This window comes from Kineococcus indalonis (assembly GCF_009906395.1).
GTDB classification, from domain to species: domain Bacteria; phylum Actinomycetota; class Actinomycetes; order Actinomycetales; family Kineococcaceae; genus Kineococcus; species Kineococcus indalonis.
The window spans coordinates 1-20,240 of record NZ_JAAALM010000021.1; the positions used below are offsets into that span (position 1 = coordinate 1).

Consider the following 20,240-nt stretch of genomic DNA (forward strand, 5'->3'; position numbering starts at 1 on the left):
GTCGAGGACGAGTCCGGTGGCGGCGCCGGTGAGGAGTTCGGCGGCGGCGCCGGTGAGGAGTTCGGCGGCGGCGCCGGTGAGGGGATCGGGGTCGGCGACGCGCGGGTCCAGCGGGTCCTGGCCGCGCTGCCGCTGACGCTGCTGGTCACCTCCGCGCTGCTGCACGTCGCGCTGGACCCCGCCGGCGTGCGCTGGGCCCTGTTCGCCCCGCTGGCCGTGGCCGGCGGGGCGTGGGGCCACCTGGGGTGGCGCCGGCTGAGCCGGCGCGCCGAGCGCGGGTGGGCGGTGGCCGGCTACCTGGCGGGGCTGTGGGTCCTGCACGCCGCGCTCATCGCGCTGGACCCGGTGTTCGTGCTCGCCGCGATCGCCGGCCTCGTGGCCGCCCCGATGCTCACCCTGGACTGGCGCGGGGTGCCGGGCGTGGCGGCCTTCGCCGTGCTGGTGAACCTGCTGCCCGGCGGGTTGCCCGAGGACGGCACCGGGTGGGCCGTGGTCTGCGCCGTCGTCCTGGTGGAGGCCGTGGTGATCGGCAGCGCCGGCAGCATGAGCCGCTGGGCGCAGGAGCAGAGCGAGCGGCGCCGCCGGGCGGTGCTGGCCCTGCGGGCGGCGGCCGCCGAGAACGCCGCGCTGCACGAGCGGCTCGTCCGCCAGGCGCGCGAGGCCGGTGCGGCGGCGGAGCGGGTGCGGCTGGCGCGCGAGATCCACGACACCCTCGCCCAGGGGATGGTCGGCGTGCTGACCCAGGTCCAGGCCGCGCAGCGCAGCGGCGCCGTCCCCGCGCCGGCCAGCACCCACCTGCAGCGCGCCACCGCGCTGGCCCGCACCACGCTGGCCGAGGCCCGCCGCTCCCTGCACGACCTGCGCCCGGAACCGCTGGAGCGCGACGGCCTGGTGCGCGCCCTGCGGGACGTGGTGGAGCGGTGGGCCGCCGACACCGGGGTGGCCGCCGAACTGGTGGTGGACCGGGCGCCCACCGATCTGCCCACCGCCGTGGAGGTGGCGCTGCTGCGCGCCGGGCAGGAGGCGCTGGCCAACGTCGCCCGGCACGCCCGCGCCCGCCGGGTGGTGCTCACCCTGGCGCCCATGGACGACGTCGTCGCCCTGGACGTGCGCGACGACGGCCGCGGCTTCGACCCCTCCGCGACCTCCTCGGCACCGCACGGCGGCACCTCGCCCGGCGGCCTGGGGCTGGTCGGCATGCGCGAGCGCGTGGGCGCCCTGGGCGGCGTCGTCGACGTCGAGTCCGCCCCCGGGCGCGGGACGGCGGTGTCGGTGCGCATCCCGCTGGCCCCCGCGGGAACCCCGGGAGCTGCGGGAACTGCCGGAACCCCGGGGCGGGTGGAACCCCGGGACCCGGCCGCGGCACCCCGCCCGGGCGGGGTTCCGGCGTGATCCGCGTCCTGGTCGCCGACGACCACCCCATCGTCCGCGACGGCCTGCGCGGCGTCATCGACGCCTCCGACGACCTGCAGGTGGTCGGCGAGGCCGGTGACGGGCCCTCCGCCGTGGCGCGGAGCCTGGCGGTGGACCCGGACGTGGTCCTGATGGACCTGCGCATGCCCGGCGGGGGCGGGGTCGCCGCGATCGAGGAACTGGTGCGCCGCGCCAGCCCCGCCCGGGTCCTGGTGCTCACCACCTACGACACCGACGACGACGTCCTGCGCGCGGTGCAGGCCGGTGCCACCGGCTACCTGCTCAAGGACGCCCCCGTCGAGGACCTCCTGCGCGGCATCCGGGCGGCGGCTCGCGGGGAGTCCGTGCTGGCCCCCGCCGTGGCCTCGCGGCTGCTGGCCACGGTGCGCGCGCCCGCGGCGCCCGGGCCCGTGCTGTCCCCGCGCGAGCTGCAGGTGCTGCGGATGGTCGCCCGCGGCACCGGCAACCGCGAGTGCGCCCGCCAGCTGTTCATCAGCGAGGCGACCGTGAAGACGCACCTGCAGCACGTCTACGACAAGCTCGGCGTCGGCGACCGCGCGGCCGCCGTGGCCGCCGGTTACGAGCGGGGGCTGCTGGGGCCCTGACGGCGCGGGGCGGCTCAGACGTAGCGGACGACGTCCTGCGGGGCCAGGCGCGGCAGGCGGGGGCGGTAGGCGTCCACGCCCGGGTAGCCGATGTTCACGACCAGGTGCGAGCGCCAGGTCGTGCCGGCGAAGAACTCCGCGTCCACGACCCCCCTGTCGAAACCGGCCACCGGCCCGGCGGCCAGCCCCAGGGCGCGGACGGCGAGTTGGCGGCGGTGGGGGCCCAGCGGGCCAGCTCCCAGGCCTGGGCCAGCTGCTCGTCGGTGACCGGGGTGTCCGCGAAGGTGTTCGCGGTGCGGGCGTCGCCGAAGAGGGCGGCGGTGGAACGAAATCCTGCCGGCCACCCTGGCCTCCGGTCCCGCCGGGTTCTCCGACCTGCGCCGCGCGGTGGGGGGCATCAGCGACTCCGCGCTCTCCGACCGCCTCACCGAGCTCTCCCGCGCCGGGCTGGTCACCCGCACGGTCCACGAGGGGCCCCCGGTGGCCGTGGTCCACGAGCTGACCGGCTCCGGGCACGCCCTCGCCCCCGCCCTGCGCGAGCTCACCACCTGGGCGCGCGACAACCTCCCCGAGCAGGGGTGCCGCACCGCCGGGTGAGGCGCGGGGTCGAGCGCAGCAGGCCCCGCAGCGGCGGGGACAGCTGCTCGGTGCCCGTCCCGGCCAGCAGCCTCTGCCACACCTGCAGGTGGTCGGGCCCGCGCAGCACGGGTTCGAGCGAGCGCAGCACCTCGCCGAAGGGACCGGGCAGCAGCGGTTGGTCGATGTTCAGCACCGCGCGCGCCGGGTGCTCGGCCGCGTACACCGTGGCCGGCACTCCCCCGAGGGAGTGGCCCACCAGCACGGGTTCGCGCAGACCCGCTGCCGCGAGCGCCTCGTGCAGCACACCGGCGACCTCCTCGACGTCGTACGCGTCGCGGGGATCCGCCGTGCCCGGGCAGGTCCAGCGCCAGCGCCCGGCGGCCGTCCAGGGAACCCACCAGCGGGCCCCACGTGCCGCGCTCGAAGGTGAGCCCGTGCAGGAGGACGACCGGTGCCGTGCCGTCGTCGGTCCCGGTGAGGTCGCCCTCGAGGTCAGCGAACCGCACCGGTCCTGCCCTCGTGCAGCGGCGGTTCCGCCGGCGCGCGCCGGGCGGCCGCGGGACGGTCCGGCCGGCGGATCAGGTCCGCGGCCTCCTCACCGATCGTGATCGTGGCGGCGTTGGTGTTGACGGAGACGATCCGGGGCATGATCGAGGCGTCGGCCACGCGCAGGCCCCCGATCCCCCGCACCCGCAGGTCCACGTCGACCACCGCCTCGGGGCCGGTGCCCATCGCGCAGCTGCCGACCGGGTGGCAGTAGGTGCTGGTGCCCCGGGCGAGGTGGGAGCGCAGCGCCGCCTCGCCCTGCACGCCGGGCCCGGGCGGCACCTCGCGGGCGCGCCAGGGCGCGAAGGGCGCGGTGGCCGCGATCTCGCGGGCCACCCGCAGGCCCTGGACCGTGCGCCGCACGTCGGGCTCCGCGCTGAGGTAGCCCGGGTCGATCAGCGGCGGGGTCGCCGGGTCCGGTCCCGCCAGGCGCACGGAGCCGCGCGCCTCGGGCACCGCGGCGACCGCGAGCGTGAAGCTGTTGGGCGGGGCGCTCAGGTGCGGGGGGTGGAAGGGCACGTGGATGAACATCAGCTGCGTGTCCGGGCCCGGCAGGGAGTCGTCGCTGCGCCACGACATCGAGGTCTCGGCGTGGTTGGTGCGCCCCGCCGGGATCGGTCGCGAGGCCTCGTGGACGACGCCGCACAACGGGTGGTCGTGCAGGTTCCTCCCCACCCCGGGCAGGTCGTGCACCACGCCCGCACCCGCCGCGGCGAGCGCGGCGTCGACGAACACCTGCGACAGGGGGTCGGCGTCCGCGGCCGCGGCGGGTGCGGGCAGCATCGGCCCGGTGGTGCCGCGCAGGACCGGGTCGCGCCCGTGGGCCGTCTCCGTGCGGCGGAAGCACGGCAGCACGGCAGCACGGCAGCACGGCAGCACGGCAGCACGGCAGCACGGCAGCACGGCAGCACGGCAGCACGGAGGCGTGGTCCCAGCCGGTGCACCCGGACCTGGCCCAGCGGTCGAAGTCGTCGGGGTGCCCGCGCAGGTACACCACCGGCGCCACGACCACCACCGACCTGTACATCCGGCAGGAGCGCTTCCACGAGGTCTTCGCCGCCGACGTCCCCCGGGACGTCGCCGAGCTCATGGCCGTCACGCAGCGGCCCGTCACCTCCGACGCGCTGGAGGACGAGGCCACCCGTGCGGCGTGGAGGACCACCCCCTCGTGGACGATGATCGCCCTGCAGGTCCTCGCCGTCCCCGCCGCCTCCATGCGCTTCATGGCCGAGCGCGCGACGTCGCACGCCGTCGAGGTCGACGCCTCCCACGCCGTGACCGTCTCCCAGCCGGACGCCGTCGCGCAGCTGATCGACCGGGCCGCCCGCGCGACCGCTCGCTGAGCGGGGCGCGCGGAGCACGTCGGTGCCCCCGCTCCAGCGGGCGCGGGGGCACCGACGTGCTGGGCTGAGCCGGTGGCGGTGCGTTCACGCACCGCACCGGCACCGCTGCGAGAACCGCTTCCCGCGCAGGGAGGGTGCTGCCGCGTGGACGATGGACCGGTGCACGAGCGCAGCGTCGTGCCGGCAGGGCTGCCCGCGCCGCACACCTCGTCGCTGGAGCGGGGGCGCTGCACGCGGCCGCGATCGGCCCGGTGCTCGACCTGGACGCCGACGGCGCGCGCCCCGGGACGTCCCGTGCTGGTGCAGCTGGTCCCCGCGCTCACCGCGGACGCCCTCGTCGGCGCGCCGGCGCGGGGCGCGGTGGGGGTGCTCGCGCTGGACACGCCCGCCGAGGTGGCCGTGCGGGTGGTGCCGGCGGGCGCCGACGGGTGGGCGCTGCTGCCGCTGCCCGTGGTGCACGACCTCACCGGCGGCGGGCTTCAGGTCCCGCCCCCGCCGCTCGATGAGCCAGGGTGACCACGGCCGAACCGGCGAGCCCGGACGCACCCGCGACCGCCACCCCTACGACGCCGCCGCTCACGCCGACGCCGGCGCGGACCCCGGACCCGGCGCCCGCACCGCAGGACGAGCGCTGGCGCACCGCGCTGCACCAGGTGCTGCGCGAGCCGGCCGCGCTGACCCTGCACACCCAGCCCCTCGTGGAGCTCAGCTCCGGCGCGGTGGCCGGCTACGAGGCACTCTCCCGCTTCGACAGCGCCCGCCTGGAGGGCGTCGGCTTCAGCGCGGGACCCGACCGCTGGTTCGCCGCCGCCGAGCACTGGGGCGTCAACGCCCAGCTGCAGGCGCGGGTGCTGACCACCGCCGTGGCGATGCGCACCGTGCTGCCGCCGGACACCCTCCTCACCGTCAACGTCGAACCGCACCTGCTCACCGACCCGCTCGTGGCCGGGACGCTGCTGGAGCACGCGGACCTGACCCGCCTGGTCGTGGAGCTGACCGAGCACTCCGTGGCCTCCGACCCCGCCGCGCTGCACGCGGTGCTGGACCGGCTGCGCCAGCGCGGGGCGCTGATCGCGATGGACGACGCCGGCACCGGCTACGCGGGGCTGAGCCAGCTGCTGAGCCTGCGACCGCACGTGGTGAAGCTGGACCGCGAGCTCATCGCCGGCATCGACGCCGACCCGGTCAAGCGCGCCCTGACCGAGGTGATCGGGGACCTGGTGGGGCGCATGGACGGCTGGGTGCTGGCCGAGGGCATCGAGACCCTGGCCGAGCTGGACACCGTCGTCGCCCTGGGCGTGGCCCTGGGCCAGGGTTACGCCCTGGCCCGCCCCGCGCCGGTGATGCTGCCGCAGCTGGACGAGGCGCTGGTGGCCCGCGTCCAGCGCGGCGCGGCGCGCGCGCAGCTCCAGGAGCACGTGCTCTCCCTGGTGCGCGAGGCGCGGGTGGGCACCGACGCGGCCACCAGCGAGGTGCTGCTGGGCCCCGACGGGCGGGTGCGCGCGGTGCGCGTGGGCGGCAGCGCGCCGGACGACCCGGTGCGCTGGTGCACCCCGCTGCTGGTGGCCCCCTCCGCCTCGCTGGTCGAGGTCGCCCGCCGCGCGGCCACCCGCCACGCCGCGGACCTGAGCGCGCCGCTGGTGTGCACCGACGGGCGGGGCGCCGTCGTCGGCGTGGTCACCCACGCGGACCTGCTGCTGGCGCTGGCGCGCACCCGCTGACCCGCACCCGCCGACCCGCTCAAGGCGAGGGCCCCGGGCAGCCGATGACAGGGGGACGACCCGGTCCCCGGTCGACCCGTCCTGGAGGAGTGCCCACGATGAAGAAGTTCCGCTGCGGCGACGTGGTGCCCGGCTGCACCCGCGCGTTCACCGGCTCGAGCGACGAGATCCTGCTGGCCGTGGCCGCGCACGCGCGCGCCGACCACGGCCTGAGCGAGGTGCCCGCCGAGCTGGTCCTGCAGGTGCGGGGGGCCATGGTCGACGCCTGAGGCCTCCGCGGGCCGCCGCCCGCCGCCGCCCGCCGCCGGGCGCCCTCGGCAGTGCCACCATGGCCGGCACGGGCGCGGCGACCGCCTCCCTGGAGAGCGTGGAGCCGGCAGCCGATCGCGCCCGGGTCAGGAGGAGCCGGTGAGCGCGCCCCACGGCACGACCCCGCGCCGCCGGCGCCCCCGCGACGCCGCGGGTCGGCTGGCGCGGCGGGCCCGGCGGGCGCTGCCCACCGCGGCCACCGTGAGCACCACCGCCCGGCTCAGCACCGCGGGCGTGCTGGCCTACCTGCTCACCCTCGCCGTCACCGACGGGCCCGTGGACCTGACCGGCGCGCTGACCGCGCTGCTGGTCATCCAGACCTCCGCCCACGCCAGCGCGCGCATGGCCCTGGTGCGCGTGGGCGCGGTGCTGACCGGGGTCCTGGTCGCCGTGGCCCTGTCCACCTGGAGCGGGCTGACCTGGTGGAGCCTGGGGCTGGCCATCGCCGCCTCCCTGCTGCTGGCCTCGGCGCTGCGGCTGGGCCAGCAGGCGCTGGAGACGCCCATCAGCGCCATGCTGGTGCTGGCGGTGGGCGGTCAGGAGATCGCCGCGGAGACCCGCGTGGTCACCACCCTCGTCGGCGCCGGTGTCGGGGTGGTCTTCACCGTGCTGCTGCCCCCGCCGGTGCCCACCCGCCGGGCGGTGGCCGGTGTCGGCTCCGTCGCCGCCGAGCAGGCCGAGTGCCTGCTCGCCGCCAGCACCTCGATGTCCAGCGAACCGATCACCCGTGAGCAGGTCGCCGGCTGGCTGGCGCGCGCACGCCGCACCGCGGCGACCGCCGAGGACGCGGCCGAGGCGATCCGCACGGTGAAGGACGTGCGCCGCCTGAACGCCCGCAGCATCGGCAGCGCCGACGTCGAACCGGCCCTGCGCACCGGGCTGGAGGCCCTGGACCACAGCGCGCTGGCCGTGCGCAGCCTGTTCGTCGTCATGCTCGCCGAGGCACCGCAGCGCTCCACGCCCGACGACGGCTACGGCGAGGAGGTCCGCCAGGCCTTCGCCGTCGTCCTGGCCGAGGTCGCCGGCTGCCTGCGGGCCTTCGGGGAACTGGTGCAGGCGGAGACGGTGGGGGCCGAGGCCGAGGTGGAGCGGACGCTGGCGCAGAGCCTGGAGGAGGCGCGCGAGGCGCGCGCGATCCTGACCGAGCTGCTCTTCGTCGACCCGCGCGCGGAGACCTCCCTGTGGCTGCTGCGCGGCTCCATCCTGACCGCCGTGCAGCAGGTCCTCACCCCCCTGGACCTGGAGGGGCGGGCCCGGCGCAGGCCCCCACCGCCTCCCGCGGCGCTGCGCACCCTGACGCCCCTGGTGCGCAAGGTGCTGCCCACGCGCAGCCGCCGGCGGGTCCGTGCGCTGCTGCGCCGCGGCCGACGCACCTGGCGGGCGCTGCGCCGTCGGTGAGCGGACCCTCCGGCCGACGGGGCACCGCGTCGGCGGGCGGCGCGCCGCGTGCAGTGGTTACCTGAGCGCGGTTCGATCACGAGCCGGTACTGGTCACGCTGACGCCGGGAGAACCGATGGCTGAGCCCCACGAGCACGAGCACACCCCCTCCCCCGGATCCGGGAGCAGCGGTGGCCTGACCGGCGCCGTGGTGGTCGTCGCGCTGGTGTCGGCCATCTCCGGCCTGCTGTACGGCTACGACACCGGCATCATCTCCGGCGCGCTGCTGCAGATCAGCGACGAGTTCAGCATCGGCAACGGCTGGGAACAGGTGATCGCCGCGTCGATCCTGGCCGGTGCCGTCGTGGGGGCGCTGGTGTGCAGCCGGCTCAGCGAGCGGCGCGGGCGCCGGGGAACCCTGCTGGTGGTCGCGGTGGTGTTCGTCGTGGGGACGGTCGGGGCTTCGCTGGCACCGGACCCGGTCACGCTGTCGCTGGCGCGCCTGGTGCTCGGCTTCGCCGTCGGCGGTGCCACGCAGACCGCGCCCGTGTACGTCGCCGAACTGGCACCCAGCCGGTACCGCGGACGCCTGGTGCTGTGCTTCCAGATCGCCATCGGCGTCGGCATCCTCACCGCCACCGTCGTCGGCGCGAGCGAGAGGGTCGACTGGCGCGTGGCGATCGGCGCCGCCGCGGTGCCCGCGCTCGTCATGCTGCTGCTGATGCTGCGCCTGCCCGAGAGCCCCCGCTGGCTCCTCAAGACCGCGCAGGCCGACCGCGCCCACCGCTCCCTCGAGAGCGTGCGTCCCCGCGGCGCCGACGTCGCCGGCGAGCTGGACGAGATCGGCACCGCCGTCCACGCCGAGCGCGAGGCGAGCACCAGCGGCTGGCGGGGCCTGCGCGAGGCGTGGGTGCGGCCGGCGCTGATCGTCGGGTGCGGTCTGGCGGTGTTCACCCAGCTGTCCGGCATCGAGATGATCGTGTACTACTCCCCCACGATCCTCACCGACAACGGGTTCTCCGACTCCGCGGCCCTGCGCGTCTCCGTCGCCCTCGGCGCGACCTACCTCGTCACCCAGCTCATCGGTCTGGCGATCATCGACCGCGTGGGCCGGCGGCGGCTGACCCTGCTGACCCTGCCCGGCGCCGCGCTGTCGCTGGTGGTGCTGGGCACCTTCTTCGTCACCGGGAACGACGGCGAGGCGCAGGTGCCGTTCATCGTCGCCACGCTGGTGGCGTTCATGGCCTTCACCGCCGGCGGCATCCAGCTGATGGGCTGGCTCACCGGTTCGGAGATCTACCCGCTGGCGACGCGCTCGGCCGGCGCCGCAGCGCAGTCGGCGTCGCTGTGGGGGACGAACCTGCTCATCACCCTCACGCTGCTGAGCATCATCGACACGATCGGCACCGGCCAGACCTTCTGGCTGTACGCGGCGTTCAACGTCATCGCCTTCGTGTTCCTGTACCGCAGGATGCCGGAGCTGACCGGCCGCAGCCTGGAGCAGATCGAGGGCCGGTTGTCCTCCGGCCGCTTCCGGCCCGCGGACTTCGCCGGAACCCGGTGAGTCCTTCCCGCTCACCCGGTCCCCACGGCGGGAGTCCCTGAGGAGGGCACACGCGCAAGGTCGTCGTCTACCACCTGCTCTGGCTGGACGGTGTGGGTGTGGCCGACGAGCCCAGCAACTGGATGTCCGGCACCGGCGAAGCGGTGTTCGACAACCTCGCCACGGTGATCAGCACCCAGGACACCGTCCTGCTCGGCCGGGGCACCCACGAGTACTGGGCCGGCTACTGGCCCACTTCGACCGTGCAGCCCTTCGCGGACTTCATCAACGGCACGCCCGAGCACGTCGCCGCCTTGAAGCGGGGCGCAGGAGGTGACACCGGTGTGCACGGCAGCACCCGGCTGGCGCGTCCGCTGCTGCGGGCCGGACTGGTCGACGAGCTGCGGCTGGTCGTCGCCGCCTCCCTGGCCGGCACCGGCCGCGCGCTCTTCACCAGCGGCAGCGGGGGCACCGGCACCCGCGGCAGCGACGCGGACCCGCATCACCCGCGAGGCGTGCAGATCACGACCCAGTGGTCTCGTTCGTCGTCGTGCAGACCTCGCTCTGGAAGGCCGACCACCCTCGGGTCGGGTGGCGCAGGTGCTTCACGCCGGACCGCCGCCGACGAGGCCCACGCCGTCATCGACCGGGTCGACGTGCCCGGGGTCCCCCAGCACGACGGCCACCTCGACCCCGACCGGCTGGAGCTGATCAGCGAGCAGAACACCGGCACGCCGACGAGCGGTAGCGGGCCTCGGCTGGGGCGGCTTGCCGTGGAAGGACGGGCGGTGGTGGACAGGTGATCCGCGGTCCGGGGGCTTCGCACCTCGTCCCCCTCCTCCCGCGGGCACGACGATGACCACCGCACCGGTGCCGTCCGCGTCCGTGCCCCCCTGCGCGCCCACCCGCCACCTGCACCCGGGCCGGCTGGCCCGCGACCCCGCCGGGGTCCGGGCCGCCGACGACGTCCAGCCCGTCGCGGACCTGCTGGACCCGGCCACCGGCCACCGGCCACCGCTGGCGCAGGCGCTCGCCGTGTCCGCTCACGGCGCGCTGCGGGTGCCGCTCGCAGGAGGTGCCACGGCTGCACGGGTGAGGACGAGCGGCACCAGCAGGCCGGCGTGCGGGACCATCGCAGCGTGCCGCTGGACCAGACCCTGACCAAGGTCGCCGCCGACCTCGCCGCCGGCCGCACCACCCTGGCCCGTCAACGCCTGCGCGGGCTGGTCGCCTCCTTCCCCGACCGCCTGGACCTGCGCGAGCAGCTCGCCGACACCTACCGCCGCGACGGCGACCTGGCCCAAGCCGGGCGCTGGTCCCACCTCAGCCCCGAGCGCGACGAGCGTGAGCTGATCGCCTTCCGCCGCACCTACCGCGACCCCTTCGCGCGGATGGAGGCCCTGGCCTGGCGCACCGAGGAGGACAGCGCCGGCCCGCGGGCCGGCGCACGCCTGCGCGCGCTGCGCGAGGAAGCTGAGCAGATCGCCGGTGCGCCGGTCTCCTGGCAGCACCCGCACCGGCCGCACGCGCCCTCGACGTGGAGCAGCCGCATCGTCGGCTGGCTCGGTGTGACACTGGTCGTGACGCTGTTCGCCCTGGTCCTGGTGGGGCTGGGCTGGTTGGCCGTCACCGGCGTCAAGACGGCGTGGAGCTGGGTGGCCTGACAGCGCCACCCCGGACGACGGCGCAGCAGCGGTCTCGGGCGTCCACGAGGTGGTGGTCGATCTCGGCGACGACCACGTCCTGCTGGTCATCGACGTCCCGGCGTGCGAGGCGAGCGGCTCGCCGGTGCGCTGGGAGGTGCCCGACGACGCCGCCCAGCCCTCCGCCACGTCCACGGACCCGTTCCCGTGCCGGCCGTGATCGCCGTCCTGGCGGTCTCCCGGAACCCCGACGGGCAGGTCGTCGTGCCGGACCTCGCGGGACTGGACGGCATCGATCGGCCTCCCGCGCGCTGACCTCGGCGGTGCTGCGCCGCCAGCGCAGCTGCCCCGCCACCTCGGCGCCTCCCGGCACGACGTGGGGACAGGCACGACGCGCCGCGGGGCCGGCTCGATGAGCGCCCCGTGCACACGTTCCGCGCCCGGATCGCAGGAGGCGCACCGCCGGCGCGCCCGCTTCGGGCACGCTGTCCCGACCGGGCACGCGGGCGACGACGGGGGAGGCCGGTGGAGGACGCACCGCCGCAGGAGCAGCGCGAGCCTCCCGCCGCACCCGCCGCACCCAGCGCACCCGCCAAGGCGTCGCTGGTGGCCGCCGGCACCGGTGGCGCGCTGCTGGTGCTCGCCGTGCCGACCTTCTTCTCGGCCCTGGTGTGGCCGCTCTCCGACCCCGGCGCGGTCCCTGCCGCCGTCCTGGTGGCGATGGCGGCTGCAGCCACGTGCACCCCGGTGGCGGTGACGGCCCTCATCGCCGCCCGGCAGCGCGCCGCCGTGCGCGTCAGCGTGCTGCTGGTCGCTGTGCCGCAAGCGGTCCTGTGCGCACCGCTGCTGCTGCTCAGCGCGCTGGGGCACGAGTGAACCGACACCGACCTGCCGCACCACCAGGACCCGACGCGTTCCCCTCCACCAGCGGCAACGAGTTCGCCCCCTTCCAGCGCCAGCACGACGTGCAGGCCGCGCCGCAGCGCACCGGCGCGATCGTGGCCACCACCCTCGGTTCGCTGCTGCTGCTCGCCCTGGTGCTCCGGTCCCTGCTGCCGTAGCACCAGCCCCGCTCCATCGAAACCTCCACCTGGTCACCGCGCAGTGCGGCGCACGGGGTCCGGCGCAGCACGCGCACCGCGCAGCGCTGATCGATCGAAGCCTCGCTGCGCGTCGTCGGCGGAACCGGTGACCTCGAAGCCGTCCGGAGCGCCACCACGAGCGCTCGCCCACGCCTCGCAGCCCACGCCCCCACCGCCTCAGCCCTGCGGTGGAGGGCGCCTCCTCGATGCCGCGACACCATCGACCCGTGCCGCGCTGCTGCGCGCGTCTGGGCGCTGGCCCAGCGCCTGCCCGGGCCCGCCACCCTGCGCCGACGCAGCCGGGCCCTGGCCGTGCTGGACGCCGTGCTCACCGCTGACCGGGACGAGCGCGCCTTCGACCACGAGAGCCCCCTCAGCCCCTGGGCGCACCCGCACGAGGTGGACCTGGCCGTCGGGGTGGGGCGGCTGGTCCTGCTCGGGAACCCTGCTCCGACTCGCCAGGACCCCGACACCCGGCAGACCACGACCCGCAGCTCGCAGCTCGCAGCCCCGCGGTGCGCGATGATCGAGCGGTGAGCGAGATCCAGGCAGGGCGAGTCCGCGCCGTCAGCCGAGACGGCGCGCACCGCTTCAGCAAGGACGTCACCGACGTCATCACGCTGCTGGCCGGTCTCGGCGTGGACGGCGATGCCCACGCCGGCACCACGGTCCAGCACCGCTCCCGCGTGGCCGCGAACCCCGATCAGCCCAACCTGCGCCAGGTGCACCTGATCCACGGCGAGCTGCACGAGGAGCTCGACCGGCAGGGATTCGAGGTCGCCCCCGGCCAGCTGGGCGAGAACATCACCACCCACGGCCTGGACCTGCTCGACCTGCCCCGCGGCACGCGGCTGCACCTGGGTGAGCAGGCCGTGCTCGAGGTCACCGGGCTGCGCAACCCGTGCGCGCAGATCAACGCCTTCCGCCCCGGCCTGCTGAAGGCGCTCACCCCCCGCGACGCCGAGGGCAACGTGGTGCGCAGGGCCGGCATCATGAGCATCGTCCTCACCGGCGGTCAGGTGCGCGCCGGGGACCGCATCGCCGTCGAGGTGCCACCGCAGCCCTGGGAAGCCCTGCAGCGCGTCTGAGCGGTGGCCACCCACCACCGCCGCACGACGCTCGACCGTCGACCGTCGACCTCAGCGCGTTGCCCCCGGGCTCGGTCGCGGCGAGAGTGGTGCCGTGCCGCGACGCTGGGTCCCCGCCACCGCACCGCTCGACGCCGGGGTCCTGGTGCACGGCCCCGTGCTGCTCAGTCACGCTCCCGGCATCCGCGCGGAGCTGGACCACGTCCGGGCCCACGCACGACCCGCCGGTCTCGTGCTGCACCTGCGTCTGCACGCCGAGGGTGTGCACGCCGAAGCGGCCAGGCGGGAGGTGGTGGACGGCCCCCGCCAGCCGCTGGACCCCGACGGCGGCAAGGCCGCGGGCTCGGAGCTGGTGCTGCGCGTCGCGGTCGGCGACCTGGCCGACCAGGTCCACGCCACGACGTCCTCGACCCGCACCCGCGAGGACTCCGCCACGGGCGAGGTCCGCTTCACCGTGGAGGCGCGCTACTGGATCGACGAGCTGCCCGCCGACGGCCGCGCGCACGTGAGCGTCGCCTGGCCGCAGGCGGGGCTGCCCGGAGCCACCCACACCCTCGTCCTGGCCCTGCCGACCCGGGACCGCTGAACCCCGGCTCGCGCGCTCGTGCCGCCGGCCGGGGCGCCACCCCCGGCGCGGCCGTGACGCGCTCGCCGGGGTCAGCCCGCCAGGCACCAGGGCGCGGCCGGCTGCGCGTCCGGGACGAAGCCCACCGAGGCAGCCAGCTCACCACCGGGCGGCCCGTCGGGAAGGCAGTGCACGGAGCCCAGCACCCGCTCGAAGGGTGCCCGGGCGAGCAGGTCCCGGACCTGGCCGGTGTGCCGGTGCAGCTGAGCGACCTCCACCCCCGTCACGACGCGCAGCTGCGGGAACCGCGAACGGCACCGCTGGACGCGCTCCAGGCAGCCGTCCACGTCCAGCTCCGGAGCGCTCAGGACCCCGTCGGTGACGAAACCGGCGACCTCGGGGTAGCTCTCGGTCGAGGAACCCGCGCGGGAGGGCGTGAAGTCGACGTGCTCGGTGAGGACCACCGCGGGGAGCCCCAGCTCGACGGCCCGCGCGCGAGGTGGCTCCCACGTCCCCGACCAGGCGGGCGTCCCAGGAGAACCGGCTGTGCACGTGAGCGTCGGCGAGCGGTTCCACCGGAGCGGTGTGAGCGCCGCCGTCAGAGGAGCACGTCGGCCGCCATGCCCGCCAGCACCGCGTCCCTCCGGCGGTCCTCCTCCGACGGTGACGACGGCGTGGAGCACCCCTCCTCCGCCAGGGACAACTCGGTCATCCCCGCCACCGCGCCGGTCTCCGCCGTCCCCTGCAGGGCCAGCAGCCGCCTCGTCGCCTCCTCGGAGGTGACCTCCCCGCGCCGCCACCGCGCCAGTTCCACGGGCAGGACCCGCACCCAGGCCGTCGCACCGGTGCAGGCGCCGCCGTCCTCGGGCAGGCCGGGCACCTCGCGCAGGACCTGCCGCCACGACGCGTCGACGCCCCGGGCGTCGTGGCGGGGGTGACCGGCGAGCTCGCGCAGGGCGGGGGTGTCGAGACCGACCGCCAGCCACCGCGCCGCCAGGTCGGGCAGGTCGCTGGAGAGGACGGTGCCCAGCAGACGTCCCGCCTCCGCCTGGCCGACGGTCATCAGCACGCCCCGCTCGTCCAGGTGGACGCGCCGCCGCTCCTCGCTGAGGAGTTCGCGCAGGCGCCTCGGTGGCGCCGCGGTGGGTCCCGCACCGTCCGGGCCCTCACCCGCCGGTGGCTGCCACGATGACCGGGTGCGCGCAGGGGTCACACGACGGCCTTGAGCACGTCGACCTCGCAGCCCGGCGCGAACGGGTCGAACCCGTGCCGGACCAGCCACGGGACGGCCGACAAGCTCCTCAGCGACCACCACCCGCGGACCACGTCGCGGTCCACGGGCGATCCGTACCCCGCGAGGACGTCCTCGAGGTGCTCCTCGTGCCCCAGGGTGAGGACGGCCAGGTCGAACGCCGCGTCGCCCGGCGCCGCTTCGGACCAGTCGATCACCCCGGTGACCTCCTCGCCGCGGACGAACACGTGGCTGCTCTGCAGGTCGCCGTGCGTGAACACCGGCGCCCACCCCCGCAGGGCGGTCTCGGCGACGCGCCGGTTGCGCACGACCAGGTCGGCGGGGAGCACACCGCGGCTGGTGAGCCACGCGCACTCGCGGTCGAGGTCGGAGGCGATCTCCTGCGGGTCCCGGCCGGGCCACGGCGGCAGCGGCGCCTCGTGCAGGCGCCGGACGGCGGCACCGGCCGCGGCCCAGGCCTGCGGCGGTGCGCTCGAGGGCTGCCCCAGGCGCCCCAGCGCCGTGCCGGGCAGGGCGGCCAGCGCGAGCACGGGCGCCCGGTGCCACAGGACCCGCGGGGTCGGCAGCGGCGCCAGGGCCATCGCGGCCACCTCGACGTCGCTGCGCGCCCGGTCCGCGTCGACCTTCAGGAACACGTCGCCGACGCGCAGGGTCGCGCGTTCCCGGTGGGCGACGACGACCTCGACCTCTTCCACGTCCGTCATCGTGGCGCGCTCGCGCCCCGGCGGCGACGGCTCCCAGGCGGTGGCGGCTCCCCGGCGGCGACGGGGCCGCGGCCGCTGGCACACCCCTGACACCCTCACCCGGGCGGTCGACCCGCCGGCCGGGGAGCGGGTAGACCTCGCTCGTGGCCAGCGGGCCGCGCCGCACCCGACGCGAGTGAGGAGCCGCCGTGATCTGGACGGACCTGGCAGCCGTGGCGGGCTGGTACGCCGCCCTGGGCGGGGCGGCCCCGGCGCCGGGGCGCCGCCGCCCGCGGCCGATCGACGAGCACCGCGCGCACCAGCTCGCGGGCGTGGGCACCCCTGCGCACCACCTCCCGGCGCAGCACGTGCCCGCGGGCCCGGTTCCCGCGGGCCCGGTTCCCGCGCCGGTCCGGCACGTCCGCGACCTGCGGGGCGGCGGCTCCCCCGCGCGCGCCGAGAACGTGCCGGCCCCGCGCTCGCCGGGCCAGCGCCTGCCGACCCAGCGCCCCCCGGGTCCGTGGTCGTGACCTCGGCGCGCCTGCGCGGACCGCGCAACGGCTAGCGCGTTCCGCGCAGCGTGTGCGAGCATCGGGGCGCACCCCGCCGGCAGCGACGTCGGCGGTCACCGACTCCCCGGGGGGACCCCCATGAGCAGCGACGCGTGAGGCGCCGCGCGTGAGACGCCCCGCCGAGCGCACCGCCGCTCCCCCCGCCGCGGCCGTGCCCGCCGAGGAGGCCTCCCGCACCGCGCTGAGCGCGGTCGTGGCGGACGACCTCTCCGGCGCCGCCGAGGTCGCCGGGGCGCTGCTGCTGCGCCGGCGCCCCTGCACCGTGCTGCTGCAGGCGCCCCCCGCGGGCAGCGCGGCCGGTGCGCGCGGCACCGTCGTCGTGGACCTCGACCACCGCGCCGCCGAGCCGGCGGCCGCCCACGCCGCCGTCACGGCCGCCGTGAGCGCCCTGACCTCCGGCGGGTCGCCGGGCGGCGGGCTGCTCGCCGTGAAGCTCGACTCGCTGTGGCGGGGCAACGTGGGCGCGACCGTGCGAGCGCTGCGGGACCAAGGTTTCACCGTCGTCGTCGCGGGTGCGCTGCCGGCGCTGCGGCGCAGCGTCGTGGACGGCGTGCCCCTGGTGGACGGCACCGCGCTGGCCCGCACGGACCTGTGGCACCTCGAGCCGCGGCCCGCGCCCGAGCGCGTGGCTGACCTGCTGGCCGGCGCCGGGCCGGTGCTCGAGGTCGGCCTGGCGACGGTCCGCTCACCGGGGCTGGCGCGGGTGCTCGCGCGCAGCACCGCAGGCGGGAGCAGCGTCGTCGCCGACGCCGAGAGCGAGGACGACCTCGCCGCCATCGCCGTGGCCGCCGTCGAGCTGGTCGCGCACGGCCACCCGGCGGCCGACCCGCTCGTGCTGCGCCTGGACGGCACCCACGCCGACCCGCGCGCGGCCGTGGTCCGCCTGGCCGAGCGGGCCGTGGCCCTCGTCGGTGCGCGCGACCTCGTCCTCACCGGGGGCGAGACCGCCCGCGCCGTGCTGACCCGCCTGGGGGTGGACACCCTGCGGCCCGTCGCGCAGCTCTCCCACGGCGCCGTGGTGAGCGTCACCGCGGACGGCAGGCTGGTGGCCACCAAACCCGGCAGCTTCGGCGGTCCGGGCGAGCTGCACGAGCTCGTGCGGCTCCTGCACCGGCTGCGCGCCGCGGCTCCCGCGCGCGAGGACGCACGAGCACACCTGGAGGCCCTGTGAGCACCACGACCGTCCCCACCGGCCAGAGCGCGAGCGCGGCGGACCGGCGTCCCGTCGTCGCCGTCACCATGGGCGACGGCGCCGGCGTCGGGCCGGAGGTCACCGTCGGCGCCCTGGCGCACGGGTCGGCCTTCACCGGCGGCCGGCCCCTCGTCATCGGCGACGCGCACCGCCTGCGCCTGGGCGCCGCCGCCCTCGGCGTCGAGGTCGAGGTCGTCGAGGTGGGTTCGGTCGCCGAGGCCGCCTTCACCCCCGGGCGCATCGACGTGATCGACCCGCACCTGCTGCCCGAGGACCTGCCGTGGGGCCGGATCTCCCCCGCCGCCGGCCACGCCGCCCACGAGTACGTGCGGATCGCCTGCGAGCTGGCGGTGCGCGGGGAGGTGCAGGCCATCTGCACCGCACCGCTGAACAAGGCCGCCCTGCACGCCGGCGGTCACCGCTACCCCGGGCACACCGAGCTGCTCGCGCACTTCTGCGGCGTGGAGGAGGTCTCGATGATGCTCACCACCCCGCGCATCAAGGTCATCCACGTCACCACCCACGTCGGCCTGATCGACGCCGTCGCCCGCATCGAGCCGGGCCTGGTGGAGCGCACCATCCGCCGCGGCCACGAGGCGCTGGTGCGCTCGGGCACCCCGGCCCCGCGCATCGGGGTGTGCGCGATCAACCCGCACGCCGGGGAGGACGGGTTGTTCGGGTACGGCGAGGAGGCCGAGAAGATCGCCCCCGGCATCGAGGCGGCCCGCGCGGCGGGCGTGGACGCGGTGGGCCCGCTGCCGGCCGACACGGCCTTCTTCCTCGGCGGGCGCGGTGACTACGACCTCGTCGTGGCGATGTACCACGACCAGGGCCACGGGCCGGTGAAGGTCCTCGGCATCGAGGCCGGGGTGAACATCACCGTCGGGCTGCCCGTGATCCGCACCTCCGTCGACCACGGCACCGCCTTCGACATCGCCGGCACCGGGCGGGTGGAGGTCGGCAGCATGGTCGAGGCGCTGCGCCAGGCCACCGAGCTGGCCTCCGCGCCCTCGTGAGCGGGCGCACCGCACCGCCCTCCTCCGCGCGCCGGGAGGAGATCCTGCGCCTGGCCGGCACCGCGGGTCCCACCAGCGTGGAGGAGCTGTCCGAGAGGTTCGGCGTCACCGCCTCCACGATCCGGCGCGACCTGGCGCACCTGACCGACCGGGGGCTGCTCACGCGCACCTACGGGGGCGCGCTGCCCCTGGTCGCCCACCCCGAGGAGCCGCTGCGCCGGCGCACCGGGGAGGCGTTCGAGGCCAAGCGCGGCATCGCCCGCTGGGCGGCGGCGCAGGTCCGGCCGGGCCAGACGGTGCTGCTGGACGCCGGCACCACCGTCGGCGCCCTGGCGCACGAGCTGCGCGCCCGCGCCCCCCTGACCGTGGTCACCACCGGCCTCACCGCGCTCGGCGCCCTGGCCGACGCCGACGACGTCGAGGTGCTCTGCCTGGGCGGGACGCTGCGCCACCTCAGCCAGGGCTTCGTCGGCCCCGTCACCGAAGCCGCCCTGGAGCGGGTCACGGCCGACGCGGTCTTCCTGGGAGCCGACGGGGTCAGCGCCGAGGACGGCGTCTGCGAGGCGGAGCACACCCAGACCCGGTTGAAGGAGCTGATGGCGCGGCGCTCCGGGCGCGTGCACGTGCTCGCGCACGCGGCGAAGCTGGGCCGGCGCCCCTTCCACGCCTGGGCCGTGCTGCCCGCGGGCTGGACGCTGGTCACCGACGACTCCGCCGACCCGCGGGCGCTGGCGCCGTTCCGCGGCGCCGGCGTCCGCGTCGTCGTCACCCGACCCGACGGCAGCGCCGTGGACTGACGCGGAGCACCCCGGTCGGCAGCACCCACCTCGCCCGGCAGCGCAGCGGGTGCAGCCGGTCGGGGCCGCGCGCACCCGCGGTGCGCCGGCCCCTACCGCCGGGGTGGTTGCGCCGCGCGGTAGACGTCCTCGGCGACCGGTTCCCGCCACGTGACCGGGCTGGTGGCCCCGCTGCCGTCGTCGGCGGCCTCCTGGATCGCCAGGTGCGCGGCGAACGCGTCGGCGGTGGCGCCGTGCCAGTGCTCCTCCCCGGGCGAGCACACCACGCTGTCGCCGGCGCGGGCCCGCACCACCGTCCCGTCGCGGGTGCCGACGAGGGCGACGCCCTCGGTGACGTGCAGGACCTGCCCGAGGGGGTGCACGTGCCAGTGGGTGCGGGCCCCGGGGGTGAAGCGCACCAGGGCCACGCTGAGCCGGGAGGGTTCCTCACCGGCGGCCAGCGGCGTCATGAGCACCTGGCCGGTGAAGGTGGCCGTGGGGGACTGCGTGGGGGCGGGGGTGTTCAGCTGCACCGTCGTCTCCTCCTCGTGTCAGGGCTGCAGCAGGACCTTGGTGGCGCGGCGCTCGTGCATGGCCGCGTAGCCCTCGGCGGCCCGCTCCAGCGGCAGGGTGAGGTCGAAGACCCTGCCCGGGTCGATCCGCCGGTTCCAGATGAGGTCGATCAGCTCGGGCAGGAAGCGGCGCACCGGCGCCGGGCCGCCGTGCAGGTGCACGTGGGTCATGAAGATGTCCTCCCCGGTGATCGAGACGTCGTGCAGCACGCCGACGAAGCCGACGTGCCCGCCCGGGCGGGTCGAGCCGATGGCCTGGTGCATCGACTCGTGGGTGCCGACGGCCTCGACGACCGAGTGCGCGCCCAGCCCACCGGTGAGCTCCTTCAGCTCGGCGATCCCTGCCTCGCCGCGCTCGGCGA

26 protein-coding genes and 2 pseudogenes are annotated in these 20,240 nt (G+C 76.7%); 20 read left to right on the forward strand and 8 right to left on the reverse strand.

From position 1 onward, the window contains the following. Together GTR00_RS02390 and GTR00_RS02395 are read left to right on the forward strand one after the other, a co-directional pair. Window positions 1–1,392, forward strand: a 1,392-nt coding sequence (locus GTR00_RS02390; RefSeq protein ID WP_166610060.1) for a sensor histidine kinase, incomplete at its 5' end; no start/stop codon positions are given. Continuing rightward, complete coding sequence (locus GTR00_RS02395) at window positions 1,389–2,018, forward strand: response regulator (protein ID WP_166610061.1); 630 nt, start codon at window positions 1,389–1,391, stop codon at window positions 2,016–2,018. The genes GTR00_RS02390 and GTR00_RS02395, both read left to right, overlap by 4 nt. A gap of 14 nt (window positions 2,019–2,032) precedes the next feature. Here the strand turns inward: GTR00_RS02395 and GTR00_RS26165 are convergent. Beyond that, window positions 2,033–2,337 (reverse strand): annotated as a pseudogene (locus GTR00_RS26165) (malonic semialdehyde reductase); the annotation flags it as partial. On the opposite strand from GTR00_RS26165, the pseudogene GTR00_RS02405 reads away from it, so the two are divergent. Beyond that, window positions 2,331–2,615: pseudogene (locus GTR00_RS02405) on the forward strand (winged helix-turn-helix transcriptional regulator); the annotation flags it as partial. The pseudogenes GTR00_RS26165 and GTR00_RS02405 overlap by 7 nt on opposite strands. Here the strand turns inward: GTR00_RS02405 and GTR00_RS25445 are convergent. Together GTR00_RS25445 and GTR00_RS02415 are read right to left on the reverse strand one after the other, a co-directional pair. Next, the gene (locus GTR00_RS25445) at window positions 2,560–3,093 is read right to left on the reverse strand and encodes an alpha/beta fold hydrolase (protein ID WP_205704890.1); all 534 of its coding nucleotides are present in this window, start codon (window positions 3,091–3,093) and stop codon (window positions 2,560–2,562) included. The pseudogene GTR00_RS02405 and the gene GTR00_RS25445 overlap by 56 nt on opposite strands. Continuing rightward, complete coding sequence (locus GTR00_RS02415; protein WP_323132154.1) at window positions 3,090–3,998, reverse strand: GMC family oxidoreductase; 909 nt, start codon at window positions 3,996–3,998, stop codon at window positions 3,090–3,092. The genes GTR00_RS25445 and GTR00_RS02415 overlap by 4 nt, the downstream gene beginning before the upstream one ends. Window positions 3,999–4,081: 83 nt before the next feature. On the opposite strand from GTR00_RS02415, the gene GTR00_RS02420 reads away from it, so the two are divergent. From GTR00_RS02420 to GTR00_RS02485, 14 genes are all read left to right on the forward strand, one after another. After that, window positions 4,082–4,486 carry a hypothetical protein gene (locus GTR00_RS02420; RefSeq protein WP_205704882.1) on the forward strand — a complete coding sequence of 135 codons (405 nt, stop codon included), beginning with the start codon at window positions 4,082–4,084 and terminating at the stop codon, window positions 4,484–4,486. A 294-nt stretch (window positions 4,487–4,780) separates the two neighbouring features. Further along, window positions 4,781–5,002 carry a hypothetical protein gene (locus tag GTR00_RS02425; protein ID WP_166610062.1) on the forward strand — a complete coding sequence of 74 codons (222 nt, stop codon included), beginning with the start codon at window positions 4,781–4,783 and terminating at the stop codon, window positions 5,000–5,002. Continuing rightward, the gene (locus GTR00_RS02430; RefSeq protein WP_166610063.1) at window positions 4,999–6,207 is read left to right on the forward strand and encodes an EAL domain-containing protein; all 1,209 of its coding nucleotides are present in this window, start codon (window positions 4,999–5,001) and stop codon (window positions 6,205–6,207) included. The genes GTR00_RS02425 and GTR00_RS02430 overlap by 4 nt, the downstream gene beginning before the upstream one ends. Before the next feature lie 98 nt (window positions 6,208–6,305). Continuing rightward, a complete protein-coding gene (locus GTR00_RS02435; protein ID WP_166610064.1) occupies window positions 6,306–6,476 on the forward strand; it encodes a DUF1059 domain-containing protein in 171 nt (56 codons plus the stop codon). 139 nt (window positions 6,477–6,615) lie between these two features. After that, window positions 6,616–7,914, forward strand: coding sequence for an FUSC family protein (locus GTR00_RS02440; RefSeq protein WP_166610065.1), 1,299 nt, complete (start codon window positions 6,616–6,618; stop codon window positions 7,912–7,914). A 116-nt stretch (window positions 7,915–8,030) separates the two neighbouring features. Continuing rightward, window positions 8,031–9,458: a sugar porter family MFS transporter gene (locus GTR00_RS02445; protein ID WP_166610066.1), complete on the forward strand. Its 1,428-nt coding sequence runs from the start codon at window positions 8,031–8,033 to the stop codon at window positions 9,456–9,458. Between the two features lie 98 nt (window positions 9,459–9,556). Continuing rightward, entirely contained in the window at window positions 9,557–10,240 is a 684-nt protein-coding gene (locus tag GTR00_RS22790) for a dihydrofolate reductase family protein (RefSeq protein WP_205704883.1), read from the forward strand. Between the two features lie 336 nt (window positions 10,241–10,576). Continuing rightward, window positions 10,577–11,101, forward strand: coding sequence for a DUF6584 family protein (locus GTR00_RS02455; RefSeq protein ID WP_166610067.1), 525 nt, complete (start codon window positions 10,577–10,579; stop codon window positions 11,099–11,101). A gap of 49 nt (window positions 11,102–11,150) precedes the next feature. Further along, a complete protein-coding gene (locus tag GTR00_RS02460) occupies window positions 11,151–11,300 on the forward strand; it encodes a hypothetical protein (RefSeq protein WP_205704884.1) in 150 nt (49 codons plus the stop codon). 305 nt (window positions 11,301–11,605) lie between these two features. Next, entirely contained in the window at window positions 11,606–11,956 is a 351-nt protein-coding gene (locus tag GTR00_RS02465; protein ID WP_166610069.1) for a hypothetical protein, read from the forward strand. Beyond that, entirely contained in the window at window positions 11,953–12,141 is a 189-nt protein-coding gene (locus GTR00_RS02470; RefSeq protein WP_166610070.1) for a hypothetical protein, read from the forward strand. Before GTR00_RS02465 ends, GTR00_RS02470 begins: the two co-directional genes overlap by 4 nt. 333 nt (window positions 12,142–12,474) lie before the next feature. Further along, window positions 12,475–12,699, forward strand: a complete 225-nt coding sequence (locus tag GTR00_RS23350; RefSeq protein WP_240899242.1) for a hypothetical protein — start codon at window positions 12,475–12,477, stop codon at window positions 12,697–12,699. Beyond that, window positions 12,696–13,250, forward strand: coding sequence for an MOSC domain-containing protein (locus GTR00_RS25450; protein WP_323132155.1), 555 nt, complete (start codon window positions 12,696–12,698; stop codon window positions 13,248–13,250). Before GTR00_RS23350 ends, GTR00_RS25450 begins: the two co-directional genes overlap by 4 nt. Before the next feature lie 94 nt (window positions 13,251–13,344). Beyond that, window positions 13,345–13,836, forward strand: coding sequence for a hypothetical protein (locus tag GTR00_RS02485; protein WP_166610073.1), 492 nt, complete (start codon window positions 13,345–13,347; stop codon window positions 13,834–13,836). Between the two features lie 71 nt (window positions 13,837–13,907). On the opposite strand, the gene GTR00_RS02490 is transcribed toward GTR00_RS02485, so the two are convergent. The 3 genes from GTR00_RS02490 to GTR00_RS02500 all read right to left on the reverse strand — a co-directional run bounded on the left by GTR00_RS02490 (window position 13,908) and on the right by GTR00_RS02500 (window position 15,762). After that, the gene (locus tag GTR00_RS02490; protein WP_166610074.1) at window positions 13,908–14,279 is read right to left on the reverse strand and encodes a hypothetical protein; all 372 of its coding nucleotides are present in this window, start codon (window positions 14,277–14,279) and stop codon (window positions 13,908–13,910) included. Window positions 14,280–14,413: 134 nt separating this feature from the next. Beyond that, complete coding sequence (locus GTR00_RS02495) at window positions 14,414–14,884, reverse strand: hypothetical protein (RefSeq protein WP_166610075.1); 471 nt, start codon at window positions 14,882–14,884, stop codon at window positions 14,414–14,416. Window positions 14,885–15,024: 140 nt separating this feature from the next. Then, complete coding sequence (locus GTR00_RS02500) at window positions 15,025–15,762, reverse strand: phosphotransferase family protein (RefSeq protein ID WP_166610079.1); 738 nt, start codon at window positions 15,760–15,762, stop codon at window positions 15,025–15,027. Window positions 15,763–16,428: 666 nt separating this feature from the next. On the opposite strand from GTR00_RS02500, the gene GTR00_RS22795 reads away from it, so the two are divergent. From GTR00_RS22795 to GTR00_RS02510, 3 genes are read left to right on the forward strand one after another with little or no spacing between them, the layout of a single operon-like run. After that, window positions 16,429–17,493, forward strand: coding sequence for a four-carbon acid sugar kinase family protein (locus tag GTR00_RS22795; RefSeq protein ID WP_205704886.1), 1,065 nt, complete (start codon window positions 16,429–16,431; stop codon window positions 17,491–17,493). After that, the gene (gene pdxA, locus GTR00_RS22800) at window positions 17,490–18,530 is read left to right on the forward strand and encodes a 4-hydroxythreonine-4-phosphate dehydrogenase PdxA (protein ID WP_205704887.1); all 1,041 of its coding nucleotides are present in this window, start codon (window positions 17,490–17,492) and stop codon (window positions 18,528–18,530) included. The genes GTR00_RS22795 and pdxA overlap by 4 nt, the downstream gene beginning before the upstream one ends. Beyond that, window positions 18,527–19,327: a DeoR/GlpR family DNA-binding transcription regulator gene (locus tag GTR00_RS02510; RefSeq protein ID WP_166610076.1), complete on the forward strand. Its 801-nt coding sequence runs from the start codon at window positions 18,527–18,529 to the stop codon at window positions 19,325–19,327. The genes pdxA and GTR00_RS02510 overlap by 4 nt, the downstream gene beginning before the upstream one ends. Before the next feature lie 92 nt (window positions 19,328–19,419). On the opposite strand, the gene GTR00_RS02515 is transcribed toward GTR00_RS02510, so the two are convergent. Together GTR00_RS02515 and GTR00_RS02520 are read right to left on the reverse strand one after the other, a co-directional pair. After that, window positions 19,420–19,839 (reverse strand): (R)-mandelonitrile lyase, encoded by a 420-nt coding sequence (locus GTR00_RS02515; RefSeq protein WP_323132156.1) that lies wholly within the window; start codon window positions 19,837–19,839, stop codon window positions 19,420–19,422. Between the two features lie 18 nt (window positions 19,840–19,857). Continuing rightward, on the reverse strand, window positions 19,858–20,240 hold a 383-nt coding region (locus GTR00_RS02520), incomplete at its 5' end, for a zinc-binding dehydrogenase (protein WP_166610077.1).

What these genes read in the sequence shown, in the direction of transcription:
- GTR00_RS02445 (WP_166610066.1), top strand. Translation starts at nt 8,031, where the DNA reads ATGGCTGAGCCCCACGAGCACGAGCACACCCCCTCCCCCGGATCCGGG.
- GTR00_RS02435 (WP_166610064.1), top strand. Translation starts at nt 6,306, where the DNA reads ATGAAGAAGTTCCGCTGCGGCGACGTGGTGCCCGGCTGCACCCGCGCG.